The sequence below is a fragment of the Pseudogemmobacter humi genome, assembly GCF_900609055.1.
Classification (GTDB): domain Bacteria; phylum Pseudomonadota; class Alphaproteobacteria; order Rhodobacterales; family Rhodobacteraceae; genus Pseudogemmobacter; species Pseudogemmobacter humi.
The window spans coordinates 82998-106121 of the sequence record NZ_UXAW01000070.1 but is presented as its reverse complement, the minus strand read 5'-3'; the positions used below and the strand labels follow the sequence as shown (position 1 = coordinate 106121).

The 23124-nt window shown below is 66.3% G+C and carries 23 protein-coding genes; 6 read left to right on the top strand and 17 right to left on the bottom strand.

The window, feature by feature from the left end:
* The 4 genes from XINFAN_RS11420 to XINFAN_RS11405 form a co-directional block, all read right to left on the bottom strand.
* The coding region (locus XINFAN_RS11420) for an electron transfer flavoprotein subunit beta/FixA family protein (RefSeq protein WP_435530865.1) at nucleotides 1-261 on the bottom strand (261 nt) is incomplete at its 3' end.
* A gap of 33 nt (nucleotides 262-294) precedes the next feature.
* The gene (locus tag XINFAN_RS11415; protein ID WP_124086989.1) at nucleotides 295-1071 is read right to left on the bottom strand and encodes a LamB/YcsF family protein; all 777 of its coding nucleotides are present in this window, start codon (nucleotides 1069-1071) and stop codon (nucleotides 295-297) included.
* Nucleotides 1072-1105: 34 nt separating this feature from the next.
* A complete protein-coding gene (locus tag XINFAN_RS11410) occupies nucleotides 1106-1882 on the bottom strand; it encodes an SDR family NAD(P)-dependent oxidoreductase (protein WP_124086988.1) in 777 nt (258 codons plus the stop codon).
* A gap of 13 nt (nucleotides 1883-1895) precedes the next feature.
* Entirely contained in the window at nucleotides 1896-3065 is a 1170-nt protein-coding gene (locus tag XINFAN_RS11405) for an NAD(P)/FAD-dependent oxidoreductase (protein ID WP_124086987.1), read from the bottom strand.
* A gap of 142 nt (nucleotides 3066-3207) precedes the next feature.
* On the opposite strand from XINFAN_RS11405, the gene XINFAN_RS11400 reads away from it, so the two are divergent.
* The gene (locus XINFAN_RS11400) at nucleotides 3208-4152 is read left to right on the top strand and encodes a LysR family transcriptional regulator (RefSeq protein WP_124086986.1); all 945 of its coding nucleotides are present in this window, start codon (nucleotides 3208-3210) and stop codon (nucleotides 4150-4152) included.
* An 8-nt stretch (nucleotides 4153-4160) separates the two neighbouring features.
* Here the strand turns inward: XINFAN_RS11400 and XINFAN_RS11395 are convergent, their stop codons facing one another.
* The 8 genes from XINFAN_RS11395 to XINFAN_RS11360 form a co-directional block, all read right to left on the bottom strand.
* The gene (locus XINFAN_RS11395) at nucleotides 4161-5273 is read right to left on the bottom strand and encodes an ABC transporter ATP-binding protein (protein ID WP_124086985.1); all 1113 of its coding nucleotides are present in this window, start codon (nucleotides 5271-5273) and stop codon (nucleotides 4161-4163) included.
* Nucleotides 5270-6070 carry an ABC transporter permease gene (locus XINFAN_RS11390; protein WP_124086984.1) on the bottom strand — a complete coding sequence of 267 codons (801 nt, stop codon included), beginning with the start codon at nucleotides 6068-6070 and terminating at the stop codon, nucleotides 5270-5272. Before XINFAN_RS11390 ends, XINFAN_RS11395 begins: the two co-directional genes overlap by 4 nt.
* A gap of 1 nt (nucleotide 6071) precedes the next feature.
* Entirely contained in the window at nucleotides 6072-7007 is a 936-nt protein-coding gene (locus tag XINFAN_RS11385) for an ABC transporter permease (protein WP_124086983.1), read from the bottom strand.
* A gap of 271 nt (nucleotides 7008-7278) precedes the next feature.
* Nucleotides 7279-8436, bottom strand: coding sequence for an ABC transporter substrate-binding protein (locus XINFAN_RS11380; RefSeq protein ID WP_124086982.1), 1158 nt, complete (start codon nucleotides 8434-8436; stop codon nucleotides 7279-7281).
* Nucleotides 8437-8540: 104 nt separating this feature from the next.
* Nucleotides 8541-9437, bottom strand: coding sequence for a dihydrodipicolinate synthase family protein (locus tag XINFAN_RS11375; RefSeq protein ID WP_160144602.1), 897 nt, complete (start codon nucleotides 9435-9437; stop codon nucleotides 8541-8543).
* Nucleotides 9434-11170 carry a dihydroxy-acid dehydratase gene (locus XINFAN_RS11370; RefSeq protein WP_160144601.1) on the bottom strand — a complete coding sequence of 579 codons (1737 nt, stop codon included), beginning with the start codon at nucleotides 11168-11170 and terminating at the stop codon, nucleotides 9434-9436. Before XINFAN_RS11370 ends, XINFAN_RS11375 begins: the two co-directional genes overlap by 4 nt.
* Before the next feature lie 14 nt (nucleotides 11171-11184).
* A complete protein-coding gene (locus XINFAN_RS11365; RefSeq protein WP_124086979.1) occupies nucleotides 11185-11616 on the bottom strand; it encodes a hypothetical protein in 432 nt (143 codons plus the stop codon).
* Complete coding sequence (locus XINFAN_RS11360) at nucleotides 11613-13229, bottom strand: GMC family oxidoreductase (RefSeq protein WP_124086978.1); 1617 nt, start codon at nucleotides 13227-13229, stop codon at nucleotides 11613-11615. Before XINFAN_RS11360 ends, XINFAN_RS11365 begins: the two co-directional genes overlap by 4 nt.
* Nucleotides 13230-13524: 295 nt before the next feature.
* Between XINFAN_RS11360 and XINFAN_RS11355 the strand changes: the two genes are divergently transcribed.
* The 5 genes from XINFAN_RS11355 to XINFAN_RS11335 are packed head-to-tail and all read left to right on the top strand — an operon-like array spanning nucleotide 13525 to nucleotide 17654.
* Entirely contained in the window at nucleotides 13525-13884 is a 360-nt protein-coding gene (locus tag XINFAN_RS11355; protein WP_124086977.1) for a cupin domain-containing protein, read from the top strand.
* 43 nt (nucleotides 13885-13927) lie between these two features.
* Nucleotides 13928-14704, top strand: coding sequence for an SDR family NAD(P)-dependent oxidoreductase (locus XINFAN_RS11350; protein ID WP_124086976.1), 777 nt, complete (start codon nucleotides 13928-13930; stop codon nucleotides 14702-14704).
* Between the two features lie 3 nt (nucleotides 14705-14707).
* Complete coding sequence (locus XINFAN_RS11345) at nucleotides 14708-15886, top strand: NAD(P)/FAD-dependent oxidoreductase (protein ID WP_124086975.1); 1179 nt, start codon at nucleotides 14708-14710, stop codon at nucleotides 15884-15886.
* A gap of 20 nt (nucleotides 15887-15906) precedes the next feature.
* The gene (locus tag XINFAN_RS11340) at nucleotides 15907-16653 is read left to right on the top strand and encodes a 5-oxoprolinase subunit B family protein (protein ID WP_124086974.1); all 747 of its coding nucleotides are present in this window, start codon (nucleotides 15907-15909) and stop codon (nucleotides 16651-16653) included.
* On the top strand, nucleotides 16650-17654 hold the full coding sequence (locus XINFAN_RS11335; RefSeq protein ID WP_233352194.1) for a 5-oxoprolinase subunit C family protein: 1005 nt from the start codon (nucleotides 16650-16652) through the stop codon (nucleotides 17652-17654). Before XINFAN_RS11340 ends, XINFAN_RS11335 begins: the two co-directional genes overlap by 4 nt.
* On the opposite strand, the gene XINFAN_RS11330 is transcribed toward XINFAN_RS11335, so the two are convergent.
* The 5 genes from XINFAN_RS11330 to XINFAN_RS21965 form a co-directional block, all read right to left on the bottom strand.
* Nucleotides 17615-18685 carry a threonine aldolase family protein gene (locus XINFAN_RS11330; RefSeq protein WP_124086973.1) on the bottom strand — a complete coding sequence of 357 codons (1071 nt, stop codon included), beginning with the start codon at nucleotides 18683-18685 and terminating at the stop codon, nucleotides 17615-17617. The genes XINFAN_RS11335 and XINFAN_RS11330 overlap by 40 nt on opposite strands.
* Nucleotides 18682-19695 (bottom strand): 4-hydroxyproline epimerase, encoded by a 1014-nt coding sequence (locus XINFAN_RS11325; RefSeq protein WP_124086972.1) that lies wholly within the window; start codon nucleotides 19693-19695, stop codon nucleotides 18682-18684. The genes XINFAN_RS11330 and XINFAN_RS11325 overlap by 4 nt, the downstream gene beginning before the upstream one ends.
* Before the next feature lie 528 nt (nucleotides 19696-20223).
* Entirely contained in the window at nucleotides 20224-21432 is a 1209-nt protein-coding gene (locus XINFAN_RS11320) for an NAD(P)/FAD-dependent oxidoreductase (protein ID WP_124086971.1), read from the bottom strand.
* 59 nt (nucleotides 21433-21491) lie between these two features.
* Complete coding sequence (locus XINFAN_RS11315) at nucleotides 21492-22658, bottom strand: aromatic ring-hydroxylating oxygenase subunit alpha (protein ID WP_124086970.1); 1167 nt, start codon at nucleotides 22656-22658, stop codon at nucleotides 21492-21494.
* Between the two features lie 96 nt (nucleotides 22659-22754).
* Nucleotides 22755-23120, bottom strand: a complete 366-nt coding sequence (locus tag XINFAN_RS21965) for a hypothetical protein (protein ID WP_199286408.1) — start codon at nucleotides 23118-23120, stop codon at nucleotides 22755-22757.
* Nucleotides 23121-23124: the final 4 nt, after the last annotated feature.

Sequence of the window (23124 nt, the reverse complement as noted above, 5' to 3'; positions counted from 1 at the left end):
CTCGATCAGGATGGCGCGGTCGGCCCCCATCGCGAGCGCGTTCCTGAGCGTCTCCTGCGCCTGTTTGACCCCGATCGAGACCACGACCACCTCGGTCGCAATCCCCTTCTCCTTCAGCCGGATCGCCTCTTCCACCGCGATCTCGTCGAACGGGTTCATCGACATCTTCACATTCGCAAGATCAACACCGCTGCCGTCCGCCTTCACACGAACCTTAACGTTGTAGTCAATAACCCGTTTGACAGGCACAAGGATTTTCATGACGTTCCTTTCCCGAACCGGACCCGACGGGCCTCAGATCGTCCGGCTGGCGATGAACGGGCTCAGCGAGATGCCGGCCTCGCTCAGCTCCCGGCGCACGAATTGGGCGATCGTCAGCGCGCTGGGGCTGTCGCCGTGAACGCAGATCGAATGCGCCTCAAGCGAGATGGGCGGACCCGAGGTCACCGGCATCAGCCCGGTCTCCATGAAGCCGACGAGGCGCCGGGCGGCCGTTGCGGCGTCGGTCAGCAGGGCGCCGGGCTTGCTGCGGGGCACGAGACGGCCGTCGGGCAGATAGGCGCGGTCGGCGAAGATCTCGGAATAGACCGGCATGTCCATATGACGGGCCTGGCGTTCAAGCGCGCTGCCCGACAGCGCCAGCAGCGCCAGGTCGGGCGAGATCGCCCTGACCGCCCTGGCGACGGCGGCCGCGATCGAGATATCCTCGGCCGCGAGATTGCCCAGTGCGCCATGCGGCTTGACATAGGCGACCTCGGTTCCGGCCAGGGCGGCCGCGCTCATCATCGCGCCGATCTGGACGGCGACCATGCGGGTGATCTGGTCGCAAGACATCGGAATGATCCGGCGGCCGAACCCCTCGCGGTCGGCATAGCCGGGATGGGCACCGATGGTGACACCGTTTTTCCGGGCCAGCATCGCCGTCGCATACATCGTTTCGGGATCGCCGGCATGGCCGCCGCAGGCGATATTGGCGCTGCTGACCACGGCCAGGATACCCTCGTCGTCGCCCATGACCCAGGGGCCGTAGCTTTCGCCGAGATCAGAATTGAGGTCTATCGAACGAGTCATGCACCATCATCCAGAGTTGGGGTCACGGCCATGGTCAGTCCCGGACCGGAACGGTGTAATTGAGCGCCATACGGCCGCCATCCACAAAGACGGTCTGCCCGGTGATGTAGGAGGCATCCGAACTGGCCAGAAAGGCGGTGACGGCGGCGATCTCGGAGGGCTCGCCGCAGCGTTCGAGCGGGGTGCGCTCCAGGATTGTCCTGCGCGCGTCGTCCGAGGTCATGATCGAGCGCGACACCATATCGGTCAGGATCGTGCCGGGGCCGATGCCCACCACGCGAATGCCATGCGGCGCGAAGGCCATGGCGGCGGTGGTGGTGATCTGGTTCATGCCGCCCTTCGAGATCGCATAGGTGGCGATGGAGGGATTGGCGAGCAGGGCGTTGATCGAGGACATGTTGACGATGACGCCCTTCGTGCCGGCGGCGATCATCCGGCGGCCGGCGGCCTGGGTGCCGAAGAAGGCGCCCTTGAGGTTCACGCCCAGAACCGCGTCGTAATCCTCTTCGGTGATGTCGAGGAAGTCCTGGCTGCGCACGATCCCGGCATTGTTCACCATGATGTCCAGCCCGCCGAAGGCCGCGACGGCGGCGGCGATGGCGGCCTCGACATCGGCCCTGCGGGTAACGTCGGTGGGCCGGGCGAGAACCCTGTCCGGGCTGCCGATCCCGCGCGCCGTCGCGTCGAGTGCGGCGGCGTCGATATCGGCGAGGACGACCTTCGCGCCCTCGCTCAGGAAACGCTCGGCGCAGGCGCGGCCGATGCCATGCGCCGCGCCGGTGATGACCGCCACCTTGCCGTCGAGTCTCATGCGCTTTCTCCGATCAATGGCTTACCGCCGTGGCCAGGGGTCTGGCGTCGCGCACCCTTTCCCAGCCAAGCGGGGTGAGGTCGAGCGTGCGGAAGCCGCCATGCACGATCAGCTCTGCCACGGCCCGGCCGGTGGCGGGGGAATGCATGACCCCATGGCCGGAAAAGCCGGTGGCGAAGATCAGGTTGCCGATCCGGTCATGCGGGCCGACGATGCCGTTATGGTCGAGCGCGTTGATCTCGTAATGCCCGGCCCAGCAACGATCGGGGCGCAACTGCTCCATCGCCGGGATGCGGGCGGCGAGGAGCGGCCAGAGGAGATCTTCCAGAAGGGCGTGATCGGGCGTGAAATCGCCGGTGGCGTCGGGGTCGGCGGGGGGTTTGATGCCGCCGATGAACCCCTCGCCCTCGGGGCGGATCCAGAAGCCGGAAACGTCGTAGAGCATGGGAAAGCCCCGCGCTTCGACCGGCGCGCGGAAGTTGAAGACCGTGCGCTTGCGCGGGCTGACCGGCAGGGCGATGCCGAGCCCTTCCAGGGGCCGGGCCGCGAGCGCGCCGGCGGCGTTGACGCACCAGTCGCAGGGCAGAATCTCGCCTCCGGCCAGCGCCACGCCGGTCACATGGTCGCCCCTGACCTCCAGCCCGCTGGCCTCGGCCTCCACATAGCGGACGCCCAGGCGGCGCGCCTCGCGGCGGATCAGCGACAGGAGCGACCAGGCGTCGAACCAGCCTTCGCCGCTTTGCCCGAAGGTGCCGAGGCCGAGCCCCTCGCTGTTCAGGAAGGGGAAACGCGACGGCAGATCCCCGGGGGCGAAGGCGATGATGTCGGCGCCATGGGCGTTCTGCATCCGCAGCATGTCCAGCCGGGCGGCGGCATCCCCGGGGCGGTGGAGGATCAGATAACCGGCCTCGACATAGCCGATATCGCCGTCGGAGCCGTAGCGGGCTTTCAGGCCGCGAATGAACTCGACGCCGAACAGGCTCATCGCGACGCAGAGCGGCGTCTCGAACTGGGTGCGGATCGAGGCGGCCGACAGCGCCGTCGAGGAGAAACGGTAGCTCGGATCCTTCTCGACAACGGTGATCTCGCCGCGAAAGCCGTTTTCGCGCAGAAACCAGGCGCAGAAGCTCCCGATGATGGCGCCGCCGATGATCACCACTTTCGCATTATCTGTCGCGGTCATCCGGGAGATTCCCCTGTCGGTTCGATCGTCCATGCGGCGGCGAAAGCACGGTTCCGCGGCCTTCCCCGCAAACTATAGCGATGGCGAGCCTGTAAGGCTTCGACCCTTTTTCTTGATCAGATATAGTGATATTATATAGGTCATGGACATCACACAGCTTCGCACTTTGATTCACGTCGCCGAACTTGGCAGCCTCTCCAAGGCGGCGGACCGGCTCCATATCGCGCAGCCTGCGCTCAGCCGGCATGTGCGGATGCTGGAGGAGGAGCTGGACACGCGGCTCTTCGACCGGCACGGGCGCGGGATGGTCCTGACCGAGCAGGGGCAGGGCGTGTTGCAGCACGCCCTGCGCATCATGGCGGAACTGGACGAGATCAGGACGCTGATCAAGGCCGAGGGCGCGCCGCTGCGCGGGCATGTCTCGGTCGGGCTGCCGCCGACGGTGTCGGACATTTTCGCCGCGCCTCTGGTCGCCGCCTTCCGCGAGCGCCATCCCGAGGCGACGATCCGCATCGTCAGCGCCTATTCCAGCTATCTCCAGGACTGGTTGCACCGGGGGGAGATCGACCTGGCGATCCTTCTCGACCCCAATTCGGTCAAGTCTCTGAAATCCAAGCTGCTGATCGAGGAATCGCTCTATATCGTCGCGCCGCCCGGAACGGGGTTCACCATCGACGCTCCTTTCGAGTTCAGGAACCTGAGCAAGGCGCCGCTCTGCCTGCCGAGCCACCGTCACAGCCTGCGCAGCATGGTCAGCCGGGCGGCGCGGGATTGCGGGATCGAGATCCCGATCCAGGTCGAAGCGGATTCCTATTCGGTGCTGAAAAGCCTCGTCCTGCTTGGCCACGGATGGACGATCCTGCCCCTGGCCGCGATCCACAAGGACATCGCAGAGGGCAAGCTCTGCGCCGCGCCGCTGGTCAATCCGCCGATGCACCGGCAATTGATGATCTGCTATCCTTTCGATCGGCCCACCGCCCGGCTGGCCGAGTTCGCCGGCCGAACGATGTTCGACACCACCGCCGGGCTGGTGGCCGCCGGGGCCTGGTCGGGGCGGATGCTGGACGGGCTGGACGAGGCAGACTGAGCGCCCGCTCAGTCCCGCAGGATCGTCATCGCGTTCGGCTCCCAGGACAGCAGAACCGGCTGGCCGATGCTGAAATCGGCGCCGCCGCCGTCGCGGATCCGCTGGGCGCGCAGACGCGTGCCGTTCGGCAATTCGGCGCTGTAGACCACCCGCCCGCCGATCGGTTCGATGGCGGCGATGCGGGCCAGGCAGGCATTGTGACCGACCGGCGCGTTTTCCGGCGCGGGCGCGATGCGGATCGCCTCGGGGCGCACGGCGATATGCGTTCCGTCCTCGCGCGCATAGCCGGGCTGCGCCGTCGCGGAGCGGGCGGTGCCGCCCTCGAAACGGGCGACCACACCCGAGTCCGACGCCTCGACGATCCGGGCGGGAAGGATGTTCATCTCGCCCAGAAACCGCGCCACGAACAGCGAGCGGGGGCGGAAATACAGCTCGTCCGGGGTGCCGACCTGTTCGATGCGGCCGTGATCCATCAGCACCACGCGCGAGGACAGGATCATCGCCTCGTCCTGGTCATGGGTCACATAGACGAAGGTGGTCCCGGTCGATTCCTGAATGCGCCTGAGCTCCTGGAGCATGAGCTGCCGGATCTTCAGGTCGAGCGCGGCGAGCGGCTCGTCGAGCAGCAGGACCTCGGGGCCGTTGACCAGGGCACGGGCCAGCGCGACGCGCTGCGACTGGCCGCCGGAGAGTTCGTTGATCCAGCGGCTCGCCATCTTGTCGAGCTGGACCAGTTCCATCATCCGCATGACCCTGGTGCGCACCTCGCTTTCGGGAAGTTTCCTGATCCGCAATCCGAAAGCGATGTTGTCGAACACGTCGAGATGCGGAAACAGCGCGTAGCGCTGGAACACCATGTTCACCGGACGGCGTTCGGGCGGCAGCCGGGTCATGTCCTGGTCGTGCAGCAAAAGCTCGCCCCGGCTGGGGGCTTCGAACCCGGCGATGATCCGCATCAGCGTCGATTTCCCGCATCCCGAGGGGCCGAGGAAGGTCAGGATCTCACCCTTGCGGATTTCGAGATTGATGTCGCGGAGCGCGACGAACGTGCCGAAGCTCTTGTCCAGATTGCGCATCGTGACGATGTCCGTCTCGCGCACGGGCTGGGTGAGGAAGGTCATTGCGGGATCTCCTTGTCGGAAACGCGGCGCTGGATGGCCCGGCGGCGCTGCATCCACAGGATGCCCCCCGCGACCAGCAGCATCGTGAGGGTCAGCAGCATCGCCAGCACCGATACCGCGTTGATCGTCGGGTTCACGGTCCGCCGCATCATCGACAGGATGAAGAAGGGCAGGGTGCTCTGGTCGCCGATGATGAAGACGGTGATGACGATTTCGTCGAAGGACAGCGCGAAGACCAGGATCGTGCCCGCCAGCAGCGTCGGCATGAGGATCGGCAGCGTCACCAGCCTGAAGGTGGTGAAGGGGCCTGCGCCCAGATCGCGGGCGGCGAGTTCAAGCTCGGCGTCGAAATAGGCCACCCGGGTCCGCACCGTCTCGATGAAGAAGGGCAGGCAGAACAGGGTATGCCCGATGATGACGGTGACGAGTGAGCGGAAGATGCCCAACCGCTCGAACAGGACCAGAAGCGCGATGCCGAGGAACAGTCCCGGCAGCACGATCGGCGCGAAGCCGAGAAAGCCCAGTGCGGCGCGCGGGCGCTCGCTTAGGCGGGGAAAGGCCAGCGCGGCGAAAGTGCCGAGCAGGCAGGTGATGACCGAGGTCGCCGAGGCGACGATCACCGAATTCTTCAAAGCCCCGATGAAGCGGTCATTGCCGAGGATCTCGCGGAACCAGCGCAGGCCGAACCCCTCGAAGGGAAAGCTCAGGGCCGAGGTGGCGTGAAACGCGAAAAGCGTGATCATCAGGATCGGCAGGAACAGAAAGGCAAGGTAAAGCCAGACATAGGCGCGCAGCATCTCAGGCCTCCTTTGCCTGCGCCATTTCGGCGCGAAGTTCCTCGACCGGCGGATGGAAGCGCAGTCCGGGCGAGAGCCTGAACCAGCGCAGCACCTGCACCAGCACGAAATAGACCACCAGGAACACCGCCATCAGGATGAAGGCCATCGCCGCGCCCGAGGGCCAGTTGCCGGTCTGCCGGAACTGGTTGGAGATCAGCAGCCCGGTGGTGATCCCGGTCCGGCCGCCCAGAAGCTGCGGGGTGATGAAGTCGCCGGCGGCGAGGATGAAGGTGAACATGAAAGAGCCCACGAAGCCCTTGTAGGCGATCGGCAGCGTGACGCGGAAGAACACCTTCATCCGCGAGGCCCCGAGATCACGCGCGGCCGCGAGGAAATCGGGCGTCACGTTGCGCAACGCGCTCAGCAGCAGAAGCAGCGTGAAGGGCACGAAGATATGGACCAGCGTGATGGTCACGGCGAGCGGGCTGAAGATCAGGATCTCCAGCGGCGCGTCGATGACCCCGAGAGAGAGGAGCGCGGAATTGATCAGCCCGTTGGTGCCGAGGATCGTGCGCCAGGCGAAGATCCGCACCAGATAAGACGAGAACCAGGACAGCATGATGATGTAGAGCAGCAGGTTCGTTCTTGTCCGGTAGGCGATGAACCAGGCGACGGGATAGCTGAGCACCGTGGCGACGGTGGCGGTGCCCAAGCCGATGGTCAGGCCGGTGAGGATGGTCTGCCGGAAGGCCGGGCGGGTCAGCGCGTCGATGTAATTCGTCAGCGACGCATCGGGGACCAGCACGAAAGAGCGCGATTGCCAGAAGCTGAAGACGAACAGAAGGACCGTCGGGACGATGAAGAAGGCGATCAGGAACAGCACGACCGGCAGGGCGAACAGCACCCCGGTCCTTTCGCGCCTGTTGTCGCGCAATGTCTTGGCGTAGGCGAACATCGCTCCCTTTCTCTTGTCTGTTCGGGCGACGAACCTTTCTGAAAAGGGCCGCCGCATCGGTCAGGACCGCCGGGCGGATGGCCTTGGGTCACGTCATATATTGGCGATAGTCTGGCATGATGTCATGCAGGACCGGCTTGCGTGCCCTTTGTGGGACTGGCTTTCATGGTGTCGGCAAATGGCCGGCCCCGGTGTCTCTTCCGTTCGATCCGGCGCAATGCGGATGGTCGGGGGGCGGCGGCGGCCCGGAGATCGTCTCCGGGCGCCGGTCTCAGAAGCCGAGCTTGAAGTCTTCCCAGGCCGCGGTCCATTCGTCGAAGGTCGCGAATTCATCGGACTCGCGCGGCGGCATCCCCACCAGGGGCGAGTCGGTCAGAACCTGGGTGAGATTGTCGTAATCCACGCTGGCGCGCACCTCGTCATTCAGGAGCGGCACCGAGCGGCGGTTGACGCAGCCCGACAGGTGATGATTGGCGGTGGCGGCATTGCCCTCGGGGGTGAGCTGCGCGTTGATGAAGGCATGCGCCGTGTCGCGGTTCGTCGCGGTCTTTGGAATGAACCAGGCGTCGCACCACATCGCGCCGCCCTCTGCCGGGGTATGGGCAATGGTCTCGACGCCCTGCGGGCCTGTCTCGGTCGGAATCCCCGCCCAGCCACAGAACAGCACGCCGATCTCGCCATTGACGAACAGGTTGATCGTGTCGCCGACCGAGCCGGCGAACAGCTTGCTTTGCGCGCGGTAGGGGATGGCGGCCTCGAAGGTGGCGGCCAGTTCCTCGCGGGTCAGATGGGGGAACTTGTCGCCAAATCCCGCCACCTTGGCCAGCATAGGCCAGGTCGCCAGCGTGTCCTCGATGAAGGTGAGCTGCCCGGCATATTCCGGCTTGAGCAGGTCGGTGTAGGACGCCGGTTCGGGAACGAGGGCGGGATTGTAGACCAGCGTGTTCAGCCCCCAGATCACCGGGACGGCGTAGACTTCGCCGTTCTGCGCGAAGGCGGGGGTCATATAGAATTCTGCGAAGATGTCGTCTTCATTGTAGGCCGGCACCTGCTTCGGGTCCATCTGGGACACGATGCCCAGTTCGTTGATGTAGAAATCCGAATAGCCGACCGAATAAGAGGTCACGTCGATGGTGTTGGGCGTGTTCCCGATCAACTGGACATGAACGTCGTCCTGGGTCGCGATGGACGAAATCTCCAGGTCGATGCCATTGGCTTCGAGAAACGGCGCCAGGTAGCTTTGCATCGGCATGCTTTCCCAGGCCAGAAGCTTCAGCCTGCCGCCGACCTCGGCCCGCGCCATGCCCGGAAAGAACGGCGCCATGAATGCCCCGGCGACGGCAGCCGAGCCGCCGGCGAGGAGCTGGCGGCGGCTCGGTGCGCCGCCCATGGCGCTTTTGATCTCGTCGATTGTCCATGCTTTCTTCATCGGCCTTCTCCCTGTTTTTCAGATATAACAATATTGTCCCGAAAGACCTGCCCGGGGCCGCTTTCGGGGCGATCATGCCGGATGGGCGCAGATTTTTCCGTGACTTAACGCTTCGGGGCCGTGAGCGTTTCGACCCATTCCGTGAAGATGGCCGCTTCCCCGGCCTCGGGCATCAGATAGGGCGCGCGCGCCTCGCCCACGTCCACGCCCCGGACCTTGCAGCCAAGTTTGCACAGCGAGATGTAGTTCGACGAGGTCTCGATGAAGCGCAGGAAAGGCCGGAGCTTCGCCCAGTCGGCCAGGGTCCCGGGGGTCGAGCCTTTGGCGCGGATATCGGCGATGGTTTTGGCGATGACCTCGGGGATGAAGTTCGGCACCCCGAAGACCACCCCCCGCGCGCCGGTGACGATGGCTTCGTAAAGCAGCGAATCCTTGCCCAGATAGACGCCGAAATCCCGCTCTGCGGCAAAGGCGATCAGATCGCCCAGCAGTTCCGGGTCGCCCGAACTGTCCTTGATGGCCGAGACATTGGGCAACTCTGCCAGTTCCCTGACCTGAGCCATCGTCAGGATGCCCGAAGGCGGCGTGTTGTAGATCATGACCGGGATCGAGACGGCCGCGGTGACCTCGCGGTAGAAGGCGAGGCGTTCGCGCCAGCTGATCGGTTCGGCATAGGGCGAGGCGATCAGCAGGCCGCTGGCCCCGGCCTCTTCGGCGTCGCGGCTCAGCCGCACGGCGTCGCGGGTGGCGATGGCGCCGGTCTGGGCGATGATGGGGATGCGGCCGCGCGCGGCGCTGACCGCCTCGCGCACCAGTTCCATCCGCTCATCGATGTTCATGGCGGCATATTCGCCGGTGCCGCCACCAACCACGAGCCCGACCGCGCCGCCGCCGATCTGGAAGTCGATCAGCGCGGCCAGTGCGGCTTTGTCGAGCCGGTCATCGCGCAGCGGCGTGACGATGGCGGTGATGACCCCGATGGGCCAGGGAGAGCTGGTCACGATGCAACCTCTTCATCTTTGGTGATTCTCATTGGCGGCGACATGAAATCCAGATCGCAGCCCCGATTGGCCTGGCTGACGCTTTCCACCACCAGCTTCGCAAAGCCGCGCGCCGGATAGTCGCGGATCACCGGCGGCCCCTTCCGTGCGCGGCGGGCGGCAAGATCCTGATCCGACACTTCCAGATGCAGGATCCGGTTCGGCACGTCGAGCACGATCATGTCGCCGGTCTCGACCAGCCCCAGAGGCCCGCCGACGGCGGATTCGGGCGCCACATGCAGAACAGCGGTCTGCTTGACCGTGCCGCCCAGCCGGGAATCGGTGATGCGCACCATATCGGTGATCCCTTGCGCGAGCAGCTTGTCCGGCACCACGATCCGCCCCGATTCCGGCATGCCGGACCCGCGCGGGCCCTCGCCGCGCAGCACGATGATATCGCCGGGGCGCACGTCGAAGCCGGGATCGTAAAGCCGCGCGTCCAGATCGGCCTTGCCGTCGAAGACCACGGCCCGGCCGCGATGGGTCAGCAGATCGGGGCTCGCCACGCCGGTGCGGATGATCGCGCCATCGGGGGCGAGATTGCCGAACAGGACCGAAATGCCGCGCGGCTCTGATTGCGGCGCCTCACGGGTCTTGATGACGCGCGGATCCTCGATCCCGGCGCCCGCGATCTCTTCGCCCAGGGTCCGCCCGGTCACGGTCGGCGCGTCGGTATGGATCAGATCTCCCAGCGCGTTCAGCAGCGCCGGGACCCCGCCGGCATTGAAGAAGTCGTTCATGTAATATTGGCCCGAGGGCCTGAGGTTCAGCAGCACCGGGGTCGTGGTCGATATCTCGTCGAAACGCGCCAGTGGCAGGTCGATCCCCAGCCGGCCGGCGATGGCGAGAAGATGCATCACCGCCGCGCTTGACCCGTCCACCGTGGCGAGCGCCCGGATGGCGTTGTCGAAGGCGTCCGGGGTCATGATCTGCGACGGACGGATATCGTATTCGACCAGCCGCATGATGTATTCGCCGACATTCCGCGCCATCTGGATGCGCCGCGAATCCACCGCCGGGATCGCGCAGCTGCCGGAGGGCGCAATCCCGAGCGCCTCGGCGATGGTTGCCATCGTTGCGGCGGTGCCCATCGTGCTGCAATGGCCGGGGCTGCGCTCAAGCGAGTTTTCGAGCGAGGTCACGTCATCCCTGGTATATTCGCCGCGCCGCTCGCCCTCGATCACCTTGTGGAAATCGACGCCCGGCCCCACGTCACGCCCGCGCCAGAAGCCGCTGAACGAGGGCCCGCCCGGCAGCATGATCGCCGGAAGATCGACAGAGGCCGCCGCCATCAGCATCGCCGGGATGGTCTCGTCGCAGGCCCCCAGAAAGACGATCCCGTCCATGGAATAGAGCGTGGCGATCTGCTCGATCTCCATCGCCAGCAGGTTGCGGTTCATGAAGGAGGCGCCGAGGGGCAGCGCCAGGTCGGCGCCCATCGTCATCGTGTTGAACACGCGCGGCAACCCGCCCGATTGCAGGATGGATTGTTTGACGCCTTCGATCATCGCCGGGAAATGCGTGTGGCAGCGGTTGAATTCGCTGGTATTGTCGCAGATGCCGATGATCGGGCGGTCGTAATCCTTGGGGCGCAGGCCCTGCACCTTCATGGCCGAGCGCAAGAGGAATCCGTCGATCCCCGTGGCCTCTGTCCAGTCCTGGCTGCGGCGGCGGCGCGCCGGTCGGTCATTCATATCGTCCCCCTGCATCAGGCTTGTCTCGTGTCGCGATAGACCGGGCCGCGCTCTGTCACGGGATCGAGGATGCCGGTCATGTATTCGTTGGCGAATTCGTCATCGGCGGCGGGATGACGGCGGTCGTCCGGGAATTTCAGCCGGTCAAGCACCGGGCGGGCCATGTAATAGGCGGCGCTGACGATCACGCCCAGGATCCGGAAGCTCCCGGGCCGTGCCTCCGAGAACGCCTTTGCCCCCTCCCAGTCCACCTCGGCCGGGATCATGTCGATGGCGGCGCGCAGATCGGCCGCGGCATAGCCGCAGGCGGCGACGGCGCGGCGCAGCAGATCGGCGTAATCCGCGATCTCACCCACGGCGGGCATGTCCGCGGTTCCGGGGATCAGCACATCGGCCAGCCGGGTCAGAAGGGCGATATCGGCAGGGGCAAGGGTCATGTCGCTCATGCCGCCACCTCCTGGAACCTGGCGGTTTCGGCGATGTGTTCGGCGCAGCGCAGCGCCAGCGCGGCGATGGTCGCGGTCGGGTTCAGCCCGCCGCTCGTCACCATCACGCTGCCATCGACGATGAACAGGTTGGGCACGTCATGGCTGCGTCCGAAACGGTCCACGACCGACCGTTCGGGATCGTCGCCCATCCGCGCCGTGCCGAGAAGATGGCCCGGCGCGTCCTTCCAGAGCGGCTGGCGCAGGATATGGGCCGCCCCCGCCGCCTCGTGCATCTCGGCCATCCGGTCGAGGGTGAAATCGAGGTTCCTCTGCGTGTTCTCGCTGATCCTGTATTCGATCCTCGGCGCGGGGATGCCGTCGCTGTCGGTCAGCACCGGGTCGAGCGTCACGCGGTTATGCTCTTCGGGCAGATCCTCGATATTGCCGGCCAGGCTCAGCGCGCGCCCGGCATATTTGCCGATGTCATGGATCGCGCTTCCCCAGCGTTTCCCGAAGGGCAGATGGTCGAAATGCTCCAGGATGCGCAGGATGCCCGGCACCGGCATCAGATTGACCTTGGAGCCGCGCAAGAAGCCGCGTGACCGATCGGTCTCATAGAATTGCAGCGAGTAGAGAAGCTGTCCGGCGGGGCCTTTCCAGCTTTCGATATCCTCGTCGTAGAGGCCCAGAACCTCGTTGTTGGGGTGGAGCATCAGGTTCCGGCCGACCAGCCCCGAGGAATTGCCGAGCCCCTCCGGAAAGCGCGCCGATTTCGACATGAGCAGCAGCCGGGGCGTGCCGACGCCGTTGGCGGCCATGACGACGACGCTGGCTTTCTGGACATGTTCGCGCCCGTCGCGGTCGATCCAGATCACCGCATCGGCGCGGCCCTGCGGGTCGGTGGTGATCTCGCGCACCCGTGCGCCGGTGATCAGCCTGGCCCCCGCCGCGCGCGCATGGGGCCAGTAGCCCAGATCGAAGGAGGCCTTGGCCCCCGCCGGGCAGCCGGTCTCGCACACGCCCCAGCGGACGCATTTCTCCATGTTCCTGAACTTGTTGGTGGGGATCGCATTGGTGCCCGGCCACCAGTGCCAGCCCAGCTTGTTCAGCCCGGCGGCCATGAGCATCCCGCCCTTGCCCAGGGGATGCGGCGGCATCCTGTAATCCTGCGGCGGATAGGCCGGGTCGCCGCCGAGGCCCGCCACGCCGAGGAACTCGTCCACCCGGTTGTAGAAGGGTTCGAGGTCGTAATAGTCGATGGGCCAGTCATCGGCGACGCCATCCAGCGTCCTGACCCGGAAATCCGACGGGGGAAGGCGCATCCAGTGCGCGCCGTAGAAGACGCTCGACCCGCCGACGCCGGCGATCATGATCGGCGTGACCTCGGCCGCGTCGAGGTTCATCGGATAGTCGGCGGGCCGCCCGCGCGTATTGGGATTCCAGCTCCATTTCTGCTGGAGCAGCAATTCGTATTCGGGCCGGTTGCCGGGATAATCGGCGGGGCTGATCCAGTCGCCCTGTTCAAGACAGGTGACGCTGAAGCCCTTGCTGGCCAGCGTATGCGCGGTCACGGCGCCGGAGGGCCCGGCGCCGATAATGACCACATCCGTATGTCCGAGAGCGTCAACCATCGACTTTGTTCCCAACCCTGGCGGCGGGGTGCTGTCGGGCACCCGGAGCCGTTCTGAAAAAAGCCTACATGCTTCGGCCTGCTCAACAAGGAGCAATTGACGCAATCAGATATAACGGTTGCGTATAGCCCTCGGGCGGGAAAGCCTGCCGCCCGGCCGTCTTCCGCCCCGGCCGCAACGGCGCGTTTCTATAAACGCCAGGCATAGCTGAAAGCTGGATTTGTTGTTTGTTGAGAGGGCTCGCCCGCCGCTAGGCTTGCTCTGACGATATCCCGGGGATTCATCAGGAGCGATCATGTCCGACGACAAGACCATCCCGCACTTCAACGTAAACACCACCCATTACGACCCGCTGCCCGAGTTCGATGGCGGGCAGGCGGTGCTCTACAGATCGGCGGACGGCAAGCGCCTGGCCGGCAGCTTCAAGGAGAAGGGCACGCACAAGATGAAGATGCCCTTCGACGAGTTCATCTATCTCATCGCCGGCGGCTGCACGATCACCGTCGAAGGTGGCGAGAAAGTGGTGCTTGGGGCCGGAGACGCCTGCTATCTGCGCGAAGGGCAGGTGGTGACCTTCGAGATGACCGACGATTTCCACGACGTCACGGTGCTGATCTCGGACCAGGCGTTCAATCACGTTCCCGAAGATCACTGATCGCGGGACGGCGCCGGGCGATGTTCAGCAAAGGAAAGTCCGTATGCGACTGAAGGATAAGGTCTATCTCATCACCGGCGCCGCCGCCGGCATCGGCGAGGCCTGCGCCGGTGAATTCGCAGCCGAAGGCGCGAAGGTCATCGTCTCGGATATCGACCGCGCGAAGGGCGAGGCGGTCGCCGGGGGCATCCGCGCCTCGGGCGGCCAGGCGGTGTTCCTGGAATGCGACGTGGCCGAGCCGGAAGCGGTGCGCAACCTGGTCGCGGAATCGGTCGCGGTCTTCGGCCGTCTCGACGGTGCGATCCCGAATGCCGGGATCGTCCATGTCTGCGATTTCCTCGACCTGACGCTTGAGGATTTCGACAGGGTGCTGAACATCAACCTGCGCGGGGCCTTCGTCACCGCGCAGGAGGTCGCCCGCCATCTGGTCCGGCAGGGCGAGGGCGGGACGATCATCCACATGTCCTCGGTCAACGCGGTCCTGGCGATCCCGGCCACGACCTCCTATGCGGTGTCGAAGGGCGGGATCGGGCAGCTGACCAGGGGCATGGCGCTGGCGCTGGCAAGCCACGGGATAAGGGTCAACGCCATCGGGCCGGGCTCGATCAATACCGATGTGCTCAAGGCGGTCGCGACCGACAAGGCGGCAATGAACCGCATCCTGTCGCGCACGCCGATGGGCCGCGCCGGAGAGGTCTCGGAAGTCGCCCGGATCGCGGTTTTTCTCGCCTCGGAGGATTCGAGCTATATCACCGGCCAGACGATCTATGCCGATGGCGGGCGGATGGCGCTGAACTACACCGTTCCGGTCAGGGATTGACGCATGACCCGCATGAGTTTCGACGTGGTGATCGCCGGCGGTGGGGTCATCGGCAGTTCCATCGCTTATTTCCTGACCCGCGACAGCGGGCTCCGCGTCGCGGTGATCGAGCCCGACCCGACCTATGAATTCGCCGCCACGCCGCGGTCCGCCGGCGGAATCAGGTCGCAGTTCTCGACCCGGACCAATGTGCTCATGTCGCAGTTCGGCGTCGAATTCGTCCGTCAGGCGGGCGATCTTCTCGAAGTCGATGGCGACAGGCCGGAGATCGGCTTTAAGGAAAAGGGCTATCTGATCCTGGTCCCCCCGGAGGGCGAGGCCACCTTGCGGCGCAATCACGCGGTGCAGACCGGGTGCGGGGCCCGGATCACGCTTCTCGATCCCGATGCGCTGGCGCGACGTTTTCCCTGGCTGAACCCCGAAGGCGTGGCGCTGGGCAGTTTCGGCGAAAGCGGCGAAGGCTGGCTCGACCCCTACAGCCTGCTTCAGGCGTTCCGCCGCAAGGCCCGCGCGCAGGGGGCGACCTGTCTGACCGACCGCGTGACGGGGCTTGGCCGCGACGGCGGGCGCATCGCCTCGGTCGCGCTGCAATCGGGCGCGGTGCTGGAATGCGGCACCTTCGTCAACGCAGCCGGGATCAACGGGGCCGAAGTGGCGGCGATGGCCGGGATCGCGGATCTGCCGGTCGAACCGCGAAAGCGGCAGATCTTCGTGTTCTCCTGCCGCGAGCGGATCGCGGACATGCCGCTCCTGATCGACACGAGCGGCATCTATTGCCGGACCGAGAACGACCTTTTCATCTGTAGCGTCGCGCCGGATGCGAATGACGACCCCGCCTGCACCGATTTCGGGATCGACCATGGTCGCTTCGAATCCGATATCTGGCCGGTGCTGGCCGCCCGCGTGCCGCGTTTCGAGGCGATCAGGCCGGTGAATGCCTGGGCGGGGCATTACGATGTGAACACCATCGACAACAATGCCATCCTCGGGCCGCATCCCGAGATCGGCAATTTCATCTTCGCCAATGGTTTCAGCGGCCATGGCCTGCAAAAAAGCCCGGCGGTCGGACGCGGGCTGGCCGAGTTGATCCTGCATGGCGGCTACAGGACGCTCGACCTGTCAGAGTTCCGCTATACCCGGATTCTTGAAGGGCAGCAGATCATCGAGCAGAATGTGTTCTGAACCACGCCGGAGACTGTCCCATGGCGGCGCAGCCACCCTATCCATTGTTGCGCGAGGTCGGCCTGTCCGGCCTGCTCGTCACCTTTTCGGACAGCCTGACCGACGCGGCCAACCGCGCCAATCTGGCTTTCCGCGCCGCGATTGAGGCAGAGGGGATCGCGGGCGTCGTGGAAACCTCGTCCGCGCTCGCCTCGACGCTGCTCAGCTATGATCCGATCCGCCTGCCGCTGGCAGAGCTGCGCGCGGTGGTGACAGAGCGCCTCGCCAGCCGGGACTGGTTCGCCGCCGCCCTGCCGCAGGGGCGGCGGTTCTGGCGGATCCCGGTCGCCTTCGGCGGCGAGCATGGCCCGCAACTGGCCGAAGCCGCCGCCCTTGCCGGGCTGACCGAAGGGAAGGCCGTGGCAGAGATCGCCGCCACGCGGCTGCGGGTGATGGCGCTTGGTTTCGCGCCGGGTCTGCCCTATCTCGGCACCATGCCCGACCACTGGAACATGCCCCGGCAGGACGGGCTGACGGCGCAGGTCCCCGCCGGATCGGTCGTGACCGCGATCCGGCAATTCAACATCTTCACCAATGCCACGCCGACCGGCTGGCGGCTGATCGGCCAGAGCGCCTTTCGCAATTTCCGCCCCGAGCTCGCCGATCCCTTCGCCTTCCGCCCCGGCGACGAGGTGAGCTTCGTGCCCATAGGCGCCGGGGAACTGGCCGATATCCGCGCGGGCGACCGGGCGGCCGCGGGCGGCGCGCTCTGCGAGGCGATACCGTGAGCCTGGTCGTCGAAAGGATTGGCCCGGCGGTCACGGTTCAGGATCTGGGCCGTATCGGGCAGATGGCCTTCGGCCTGTCGCGCGGCGGCGCGGCTGACCGCCATGCGCTGATCGAGGGTGCCGCGCTTCTGGGGCAGGAGCCCGGCCTTGCCGCGCTGGAAATGGCCGGGTTCGGCGGAGAGTTCCGGGCGCTGGCGGATATGCGTATCGCGCTGACCGGCGCGCCGATGGCGGCGAGACTCGATGGCGACCCGCTTGTCTGGAATGCCAGCCACCAGCTCCGCGCCGGGCAGCGCCTTGCCATCGGCGCGGTCACCGAAGGCACCTACGGATATCTTCATCTCGGCGGCGGGATCGCCACTCCGGCGTTTCTCGGCAGCCGGTCGGCGCATCTTGCGGGCGGGATCGGCGGTCCCGTGCAGGTGGGAGAGATCCTGCCCGCCGGCACCGATCCCGGCGGGCCGGTGGGAATGCGCCTGCCCGCGCCGGACCGCTTTCAGGGCGGTGCCATCCGCATCCTGCCCGGCGTCCACACCGAGCTTTTTCCCGCGGAAACCCGCCGCCGCTTCGAGGCGACGCCGTTCCGCCGCACGCCCCGCGGCAACCGTCAGGGGGCGGAACTGGCTTTCGAGGGCGAGCCCTTCTCCGGCCGGGCGCAGCTCAGCGTGCTGTCCGAGCCGATGGTGCCGGGCGATATCCAGATGACCGGCAAGGGGATGCCCTTCGTCCTTCTGCCCGAATGCCAGACCACCGGCGGCTATCCCCGGATCGGCACGATCCTGCCCGACGACCTGCCGCTGGTCGCGCAGGCGGGGCCGGGGGTGGGCCTGCGCTTCCGCTTCATCAGCCATGACGAGGGGCGCGCCGCCCACAAGCCCGACGCGGCCCGCCACGCGGCGCTGCGGCGCGAGATCCGTCCCCTGATCCGCCACCCCGCCGATATTCCCGACCTGCTGTCCTATCAGCTTGTCAGCGGCGTGGTGACCGGCTGGGAGGAATAGGGCGCGACCACGGCCAGAAACCGTGCGATCAGCGCCTCGTCATCGGCGAAAGAGGTGACGAGGCGGCACAGCCCCGGCTGAGGCCCCGGCCAGGGGCGCAGGACGATGCCCGCCCCGGCCAGCGCCGCGAGGACCGGCTCCGGCAGGCAGACGAAGATCTCGTTGGCCTCGACCGGCTGGGCCAGGGTGGCGCCCGCACATCCCGCCAGCGCCCCGGCCAGCCTTTGCGCATTGGCATTGGCCCGCCGCGCATTGTCCAGCCACAGCCCGCCGGCAAGCGAGGCCAGGATCTGCGCCGAGGCGAAGCGCATCTTGGATTGCGCGAGGCCCGCGCGCTTGCAGCGGTGGTTCAGTTCCGCCGCGATTCCGGCATCGAAGACGATGATCGCATCGGTGTTCATGCCGCCATTCTTGGTCAGGCCGAAGGACAGGATATCGACCCCGGCCTTCCACGTCGCCTCGGCGGGGGGACAGCCCAGATGGACCAGCGCATTGGCGAAGCGCGCGCCGTCCATATGGACCCTCAGCCCCGCGCCATGCGCGATTCCGGCGATCTCGCGCGTTTCGGCCAGGGTATAGACCGTGCCGCTTTCGCTGGCCTGGGTCAGGCTGATGGCGGCGGGCCTGGGCTGGCGGACGCCATCGGCCGCGATGCTCTCCAGCGCCGCGCGCAGGGTTTCGGCGCTGAACCTGCCCTCTGCGCCGGGAAGGGCGATCAGCCGCGCGCCGCTGGTGAAGAACTCTGCCGCGCCGGCCTCGGAGGTCAGGATATGCGCCGCCTCATGGCAGAGGATCGCGCCATAGGGCGGGGTGAGCGCGGCCAGCGACAACCCATTGGCCGCGGTGCCGGTGGGCGTGGGAAAGACGAAGACCTCGCGCTCGAAAACCTCGCAGCAGAGCGCCCTGGCCTGCGCGCTGAGGTCATCGGCGCCATAGGGCAGGGCCAGCCCCTCGTTGGCGGCGACGAGGGCGGCGAGGATGCGCGGATCGGTCCCGGCCTCGTTGTCGGAGAGAAAGGCAGGGCGCGTCATGGCAGCGGCGCCCCATGCAGCACCTGAAACCCCTCGGGGAACGGATCGTTGCTGTCTGTCCAGATCTGGTTGTAGCCGGTCACATGCGCCTGTCCCGCCAGAACCGGACGGATCGCGTCGAAGGAGCCGACCTTCACATGGCCCGCGATCGTGCCGGTAAAGCGGGTGCCGACATGACTGCGCTGGTCGAAGGGCTGGCCCACGGTCAGCAATCCCCTGGCCGCAAGCTGCGCCAGACGCGCCGCCGTCCCGGTCCCGCAGGGCCCGTGGTCGATGCCGTTGTTGCCGAAGAAGATCGCGGCGCTGCTGCCCCGCCCGTCGGGGTCGAGCGCGTCGGACCAGATCAGATGGCTGACGCCGCGGATCGACGGATCCCCGGGATGGACCGCATTGATCGCCGCGTCGAAGGCCCGCCGGATGCGCGGGCTTGCCTCGGCTATCCCGGCAAGGCCCAGATCGGCGACCCCGCCATAACCCTCCTGCGGCTCGATGATGGCGTAGAAATTGCCGCCATAGGCGATATCGGCGCGAAGCCTGCCGAAGCGCGGATCGGAAATCACCACATCGCGGGCGAAGAGAAAGCTCGGCACGCTCTCGAAGCTGACCGAGGTGACGCGCGTGCCTTCGCGGGTGAAGCGCGCCTCCAGCAGCCCTGCGGGAACCTCGATCCGCAGAAGGTCGCCCCGGGGCAGGATCAGCCCGTGTTCCAGCGCGAAGGTGATCATTCCCACGCTGCCATGGCCGCAAAGCGGCAGGCAGCCGCTGGTCTCCATGAACAGAAACGCCGCGTCATTGGCCGGATCGAGCGGCGGCAGGATGAATCCGCCCGACATCAGGTCATGGCCGCGCGGCTCGAACATCAGGGCGCGGCGGATCCAGTCGTAGCGGGCGAGGAAGTCCAGCCGCCGCGCGCTCATCGTCGCGCCTTGCAGGAACGGCGCTCCGCCCATGACCATCCGCACCGGATTGCCGCCGGTATGGCCGTCGATGCAGAAGAACATCTTGCGCATTCAGTTTCTCCAGATTGTAGCCAGCCGCCCGCGCATCCGCGCCGCCGCCGGGGGCGCGGCGGTTTCCATGCCGCCGGTCATGCCAGAGCAGCCGCGTGCCGGGCCGGGCGCAATGGCGCGGGATGGCGCAGCCGATCCGGCGGCGGGCATCGCCCGGCATCCGTTTCCGGACCTTCGTCTGCCGGATCAGGCGCCTCAATCGCGGATACATGCGCTGAGGATCTGCGGGAAAGCCCTGCCGGACGCCGCCCGACTGCCGCGGTTCCGGCCATGAAGTCCCGCCGTGATACATTCGCAGATTTCTTCATGGTTCCCCCTTTTGCTCGCCAGGCGGGTCATTCGCGCGGCGAGACAGCATGAAAGCCGGGACAAAATCCTTGCCCGGTCAGATGCCTGCGCATCCGCCGCCTGTCGTGGCTCGCGTTCTGACGGTTTCCGCCCCGTCCGCGTGAAGCCTGGCACGGAGGCCCGGCATGTGTTGATAGAGTTTGGTTATATCAGTTATTATGGGCTCCGGTCCGGGCGCGATCAGCGCCCGGGCAAGAGCGATTTGAGGTCCAGCGACGTGTCGCGCACGCTTTCGGGATCGATGCTCAGCCCGGCGTCGATGACGCGCTTGCCGACCAGATAGGCCTTCGGGCTGTTGATCGCGTCGAGCGCCAGCAGTTTCCCGCCCCGGTAATACCAGATCGAGCGCGCGCCCTCTTCCTCGCGGGTGACGACGCGGTCATGGCCGCTGTTCAGCCCCGCGATCTGGAGTTTCACGTCATACTGGTCCGACCAGAACCACGGCCTGGCGGCATAGGCGCGGCCCGCGCCCAGCATGTTCGCGGCCACGCATTCCGCCTGTTCGATAGCATGGCCGACGCTTTCCAGCCGCAGCCTGCCGCCCTGATGGGGGAAGGAGGCGCAATCGCCCGCCGCCCAGATGGACGGGTCCGAGGTCCGCCCCTCGGCGTCGGTCCGGATGCCGTTCTCGATCCGCAGGCCGGCGGCTTCGGCCAGCGCGGTCGCCGGGGCGATGCCGATGCCGGTGATGACGAAATCGACCGGCAGCTGGCGCCCGTCACTCAGGATCGCGGTGTCGACCCGCCCCTCGCCGGTCAGCCTGTCGAGCCCCGTGCCTTCGAGGATGGTCACGCCATGCGCCTTGTGCAGCGCGCGGAAATGTTCCGCCGTCTGGGATGAGGCCACGCGTTGCAGGATGCTGGGCGCGGCCTCGGCCAGGGTCACCTCCAGGCCCAGTTTCGCCGCGACCGCCGCCGCCTCCAGCCCGATATAGCCGCCGCCGACGATCAGCACCCGCCGCCCCGCGACGAATTCCGGCGCCATCGCATCGACATCGGCCAGATCGCGCACCGTGAAGACGCCCGCCAGCCCGCCGCCTATGGCCCCGGGCAGGCGGCGGGGCACCGAGCCGGTGGTCAGCGCGAGCTGGTCATAGCCCAGCACCTCGTCGCCCAGCCGGATCACCTTCGCGCCCGGGTCGATCCCGGTGACCCATTGGCCAAGACGCAGCGCGATGTTCTGGCCGGCATAGAAATCCCGCGGCCGCAGGAACAGCCGGTCCAGCCCGATCTCGCCCAGGAGATAACCTTTGGACAAAGGCGGGCGCTGATACGGCGGCACGGTTTCGCCGCCGATCAGGGTCAGCGCGCCTTCATACCCCAGGGCCCGCAGCCTGATGACAAGCGAGGCACCCGCCTGACCGGCGCCGATGACGATGATTCCGCTCATGGCGGCTCCTTTCCGGAAAACCGCCTCCGCCCCTGCGGACAAGGGCGGAGGCAGGCCGCCTAGCCCATGTTCTTGCGGTAGTTCGCGACGAAATCGTAAAGCGCGGGTTCCACATCCGAGCCGATCGGCCCGGGCAGGAAATAGCGCGAGTTCATCCCGCGTTGGGTGCGCTCGATCAGGACATTGTCTTCGACCTGGGTATTGTCGCCGACCTCGATCAGCTTCCCGATGTCGTAATCCTCGCCCTCGACCGCATCCTCGCGCACGAACCAGGAATAGAGCAGTTCGGTCTCGGTCGCCGATTTCGGGCGGATGGCGATGTTCCACCAATGGTCTGCATAGAAGGCGGAATAAGAGAAATTCGGCACCATCATCACGCCGCCGGTGGCACCGGCCTCGACATCTTCCATGGTCAGAGTGCCGAGCAGCTTTTCGCAGATCAGTGAGCCGTCGTGCGACATGGACTGCATGCCTTCGCGCAGGCGCATCCCGCCGACACCCAGATTGGTCGGCCCGTCGCCGGTCTCGTCGGCCAGCCAGTGTTTGATATCCGCCATCAGCCCCGGCACATCCACCACCGCGCAGAGCGACTTGTGATTGCCCGCGCAGTGGTAGCATTCCATGGCGTTGTCGACGACGACCTTCCAGTTGCCCTGGATCAGGTAGTTCTTCTCGATGGCCAGTTTCGTGCGCTCGGGCGCGAAGCGCGCCGCCATGCCCTCGAAATCGGCGAGGCGTTCGCTGAGCGGCTGGATCTTCTCCTCGGCCAGACAGACGAAGATCAGCCCGTGCCAGACCTCGACCTGGGCGGTGCGCAGCCCGTATTTGCAGTAGTCGAAATAGACCCCGTCCGGCATCTGCGGCACCCGTTTCAGGCTGCCGTCCAGATTGAAGGCCCATTGGTGATAGCCGCAGACGAAGGAGCGGACATTGCCCTTTTCCTCCTCGCACAGGCGGTAACCGCGATGGCGGCAGACGTTGAGATTGGCGTAGAACTGGTCGTCATCCCCGCGCACCACGACGATCTCTTCGCCGCCATAGCGAAACATCAGGTAATCGCCCTTCCGGGGCAGTTGCGAGACATGCGCGGCATAGATCCAGTCGCGGGTATAGATGCGGTCATGCTCGCGCTCGAAGATCTCCTGCGAGGTGTAATATTCCTGGTCGAGAAGGAAGAAGATGGTCTTTTCGTCTTCCCGGGTCCTGAGGTCGGTGGTGGAGGGCATGGGCCTGCTCCCTGAAGCTGAAGGGGGGGTGTGAAAGAAGGCGCACCGGCCCCGCGCAAGGCGGAGGGGAATCCCGAGAGGGATCGCCGGTCTGCGTCAGCCGACGCGGATATCGGCCGCCGGATCGTCGGCGGGGCAGCGCGTCAGAAAGAGGATGGGGTTGCGATCCTTCCCGAGCGAGAACACCCCGCCACGGCCCGCGTAACGCGCGGAGGGAAGCGGCGCGCCAGGGCGGCGTTTCGGGCAGCGGATCATGCCGGACAAGCTGACCATGTTCCTCCCTCGGGTTGCGCCTGGGTCGGGCTTTGGTTCGCAGAACCGCCGCTGATCCCCGACCATAACCCATCGCGCCCCGCCGCGACAAAAAGCAAATGCGGCATACAGATATTCCTTGCCGTTATCCCTCGTCAGCGCGGTCGCGGCGGGGCGCACCCTTCTTTCCGATGAGTATCCGAAGATCACGAAG

What these genes read in the sequence shown, in the direction of transcription:
- XINFAN_RS11415 (WP_124086989.1), bottom strand. Translation starts at nt 1,071, where the DNA reads ATGACTCGTTCGATAGACCTCAATTCTGATCTCGGCGAAAGCTACGGC.
- XINFAN_RS11410 (WP_124086988.1), bottom strand. Translation starts at nt 1,882, where the DNA reads ATGAGACTCGACGGCAAGGTGGCGGTCATCACCGGCGCGGCGCATGGC.
- XINFAN_RS11405 (WP_124086987.1), bottom strand. Translation starts at nt 3,065, where the DNA reads ATGACCGCGACAGATAATGCGAAAGTGGTGATCATCGGCGGCGCCATC.
- XINFAN_RS11400 (WP_124086986.1), top strand. Translation starts at nt 3,208, where the DNA reads ATGGACATCACACAGCTTCGCACTTTGATTCACGTCGCCGAACTTGGC.
- XINFAN_RS11395 (WP_124086985.1), bottom strand. Translation starts at nt 5,273, where the DNA reads ATGACCTTCCTCACCCAGCCCGTGCGCGAGACGGACATCGTCACGATG.
- XINFAN_RS11390 (WP_124086984.1), bottom strand. Translation starts at nt 6,070, where the DNA reads ATGCTGCGCGCCTATGTCTGGCTTTACCTTGCCTTTCTGTTCCTGCCG.
- XINFAN_RS11385 (WP_124086983.1), bottom strand. Translation starts at nt 7,007, where the DNA reads ATGTTCGCCTACGCCAAGACATTGCGCGACAACAGGCGCGAAAGGACC.
- XINFAN_RS11380 (WP_124086982.1), bottom strand. Translation starts at nt 8,436, where the DNA reads ATGAAGAAAGCATGGACAATCGACGAGATCAAAAGCGCCATGGGCGGC.
- XINFAN_RS11370 (WP_160144601.1), bottom strand. Translation starts at nt 11,170, where the DNA reads ATGAATGACCGACCGGCGCGCCGCCGCCGCAGCCAGGACTGGACAGAG.
- XINFAN_RS11365 (WP_124086979.1), bottom strand. Translation starts at nt 11,616, where the DNA reads ATGAGCGACATGACCCTTGCCCCTGCCGATATCGCCCTTCTGACCCGG.
- XINFAN_RS11360 (WP_124086978.1), bottom strand. Translation starts at nt 13,229, where the DNA reads ATGGTTGACGCTCTCGGACATACGGATGTGGTCATTATCGGCGCCGGG.
- XINFAN_RS11355 (WP_124086977.1), top strand. Translation starts at nt 13,525, where the DNA reads ATGTCCGACGACAAGACCATCCCGCACTTCAACGTAAACACCACCCAT.
- XINFAN_RS11350 (WP_124086976.1), top strand. Translation starts at nt 13,928, where the DNA reads ATGCGACTGAAGGATAAGGTCTATCTCATCACCGGCGCCGCCGCCGGC.
- XINFAN_RS11345 (WP_124086975.1), top strand. Translation starts at nt 14,708, where the DNA reads ATGACCCGCATGAGTTTCGACGTGGTGATCGCCGGCGGTGGGGTCATC.
- XINFAN_RS11340 (WP_124086974.1), top strand. Translation starts at nt 15,907, where the DNA reads ATGGCGGCGCAGCCACCCTATCCATTGTTGCGCGAGGTCGGCCTGTCC.
- XINFAN_RS11330 (WP_124086973.1), bottom strand. Translation starts at nt 18,685, where the DNA reads ATGACGCGCCCTGCCTTTCTCTCCGACAACGAGGCCGGGACCGATCCG.
- XINFAN_RS11325 (WP_124086972.1), bottom strand. Translation starts at nt 19,695, where the DNA reads ATGCGCAAGATGTTCTTCTGCATCGACGGCCATACCGGCGGCAATCCG.
- XINFAN_RS11320 (WP_124086971.1), bottom strand. Translation starts at nt 21,432, where the DNA reads ATGAGCGGAATCATCGTCATCGGCGCCGGTCAGGCGGGTGCCTCGCTT.
- XINFAN_RS11315 (WP_124086970.1), bottom strand. Translation starts at nt 22,658, where the DNA reads ATGCCCTCCACCACCGACCTCAGGACCCGGGAAGACGAAAAGACCATC.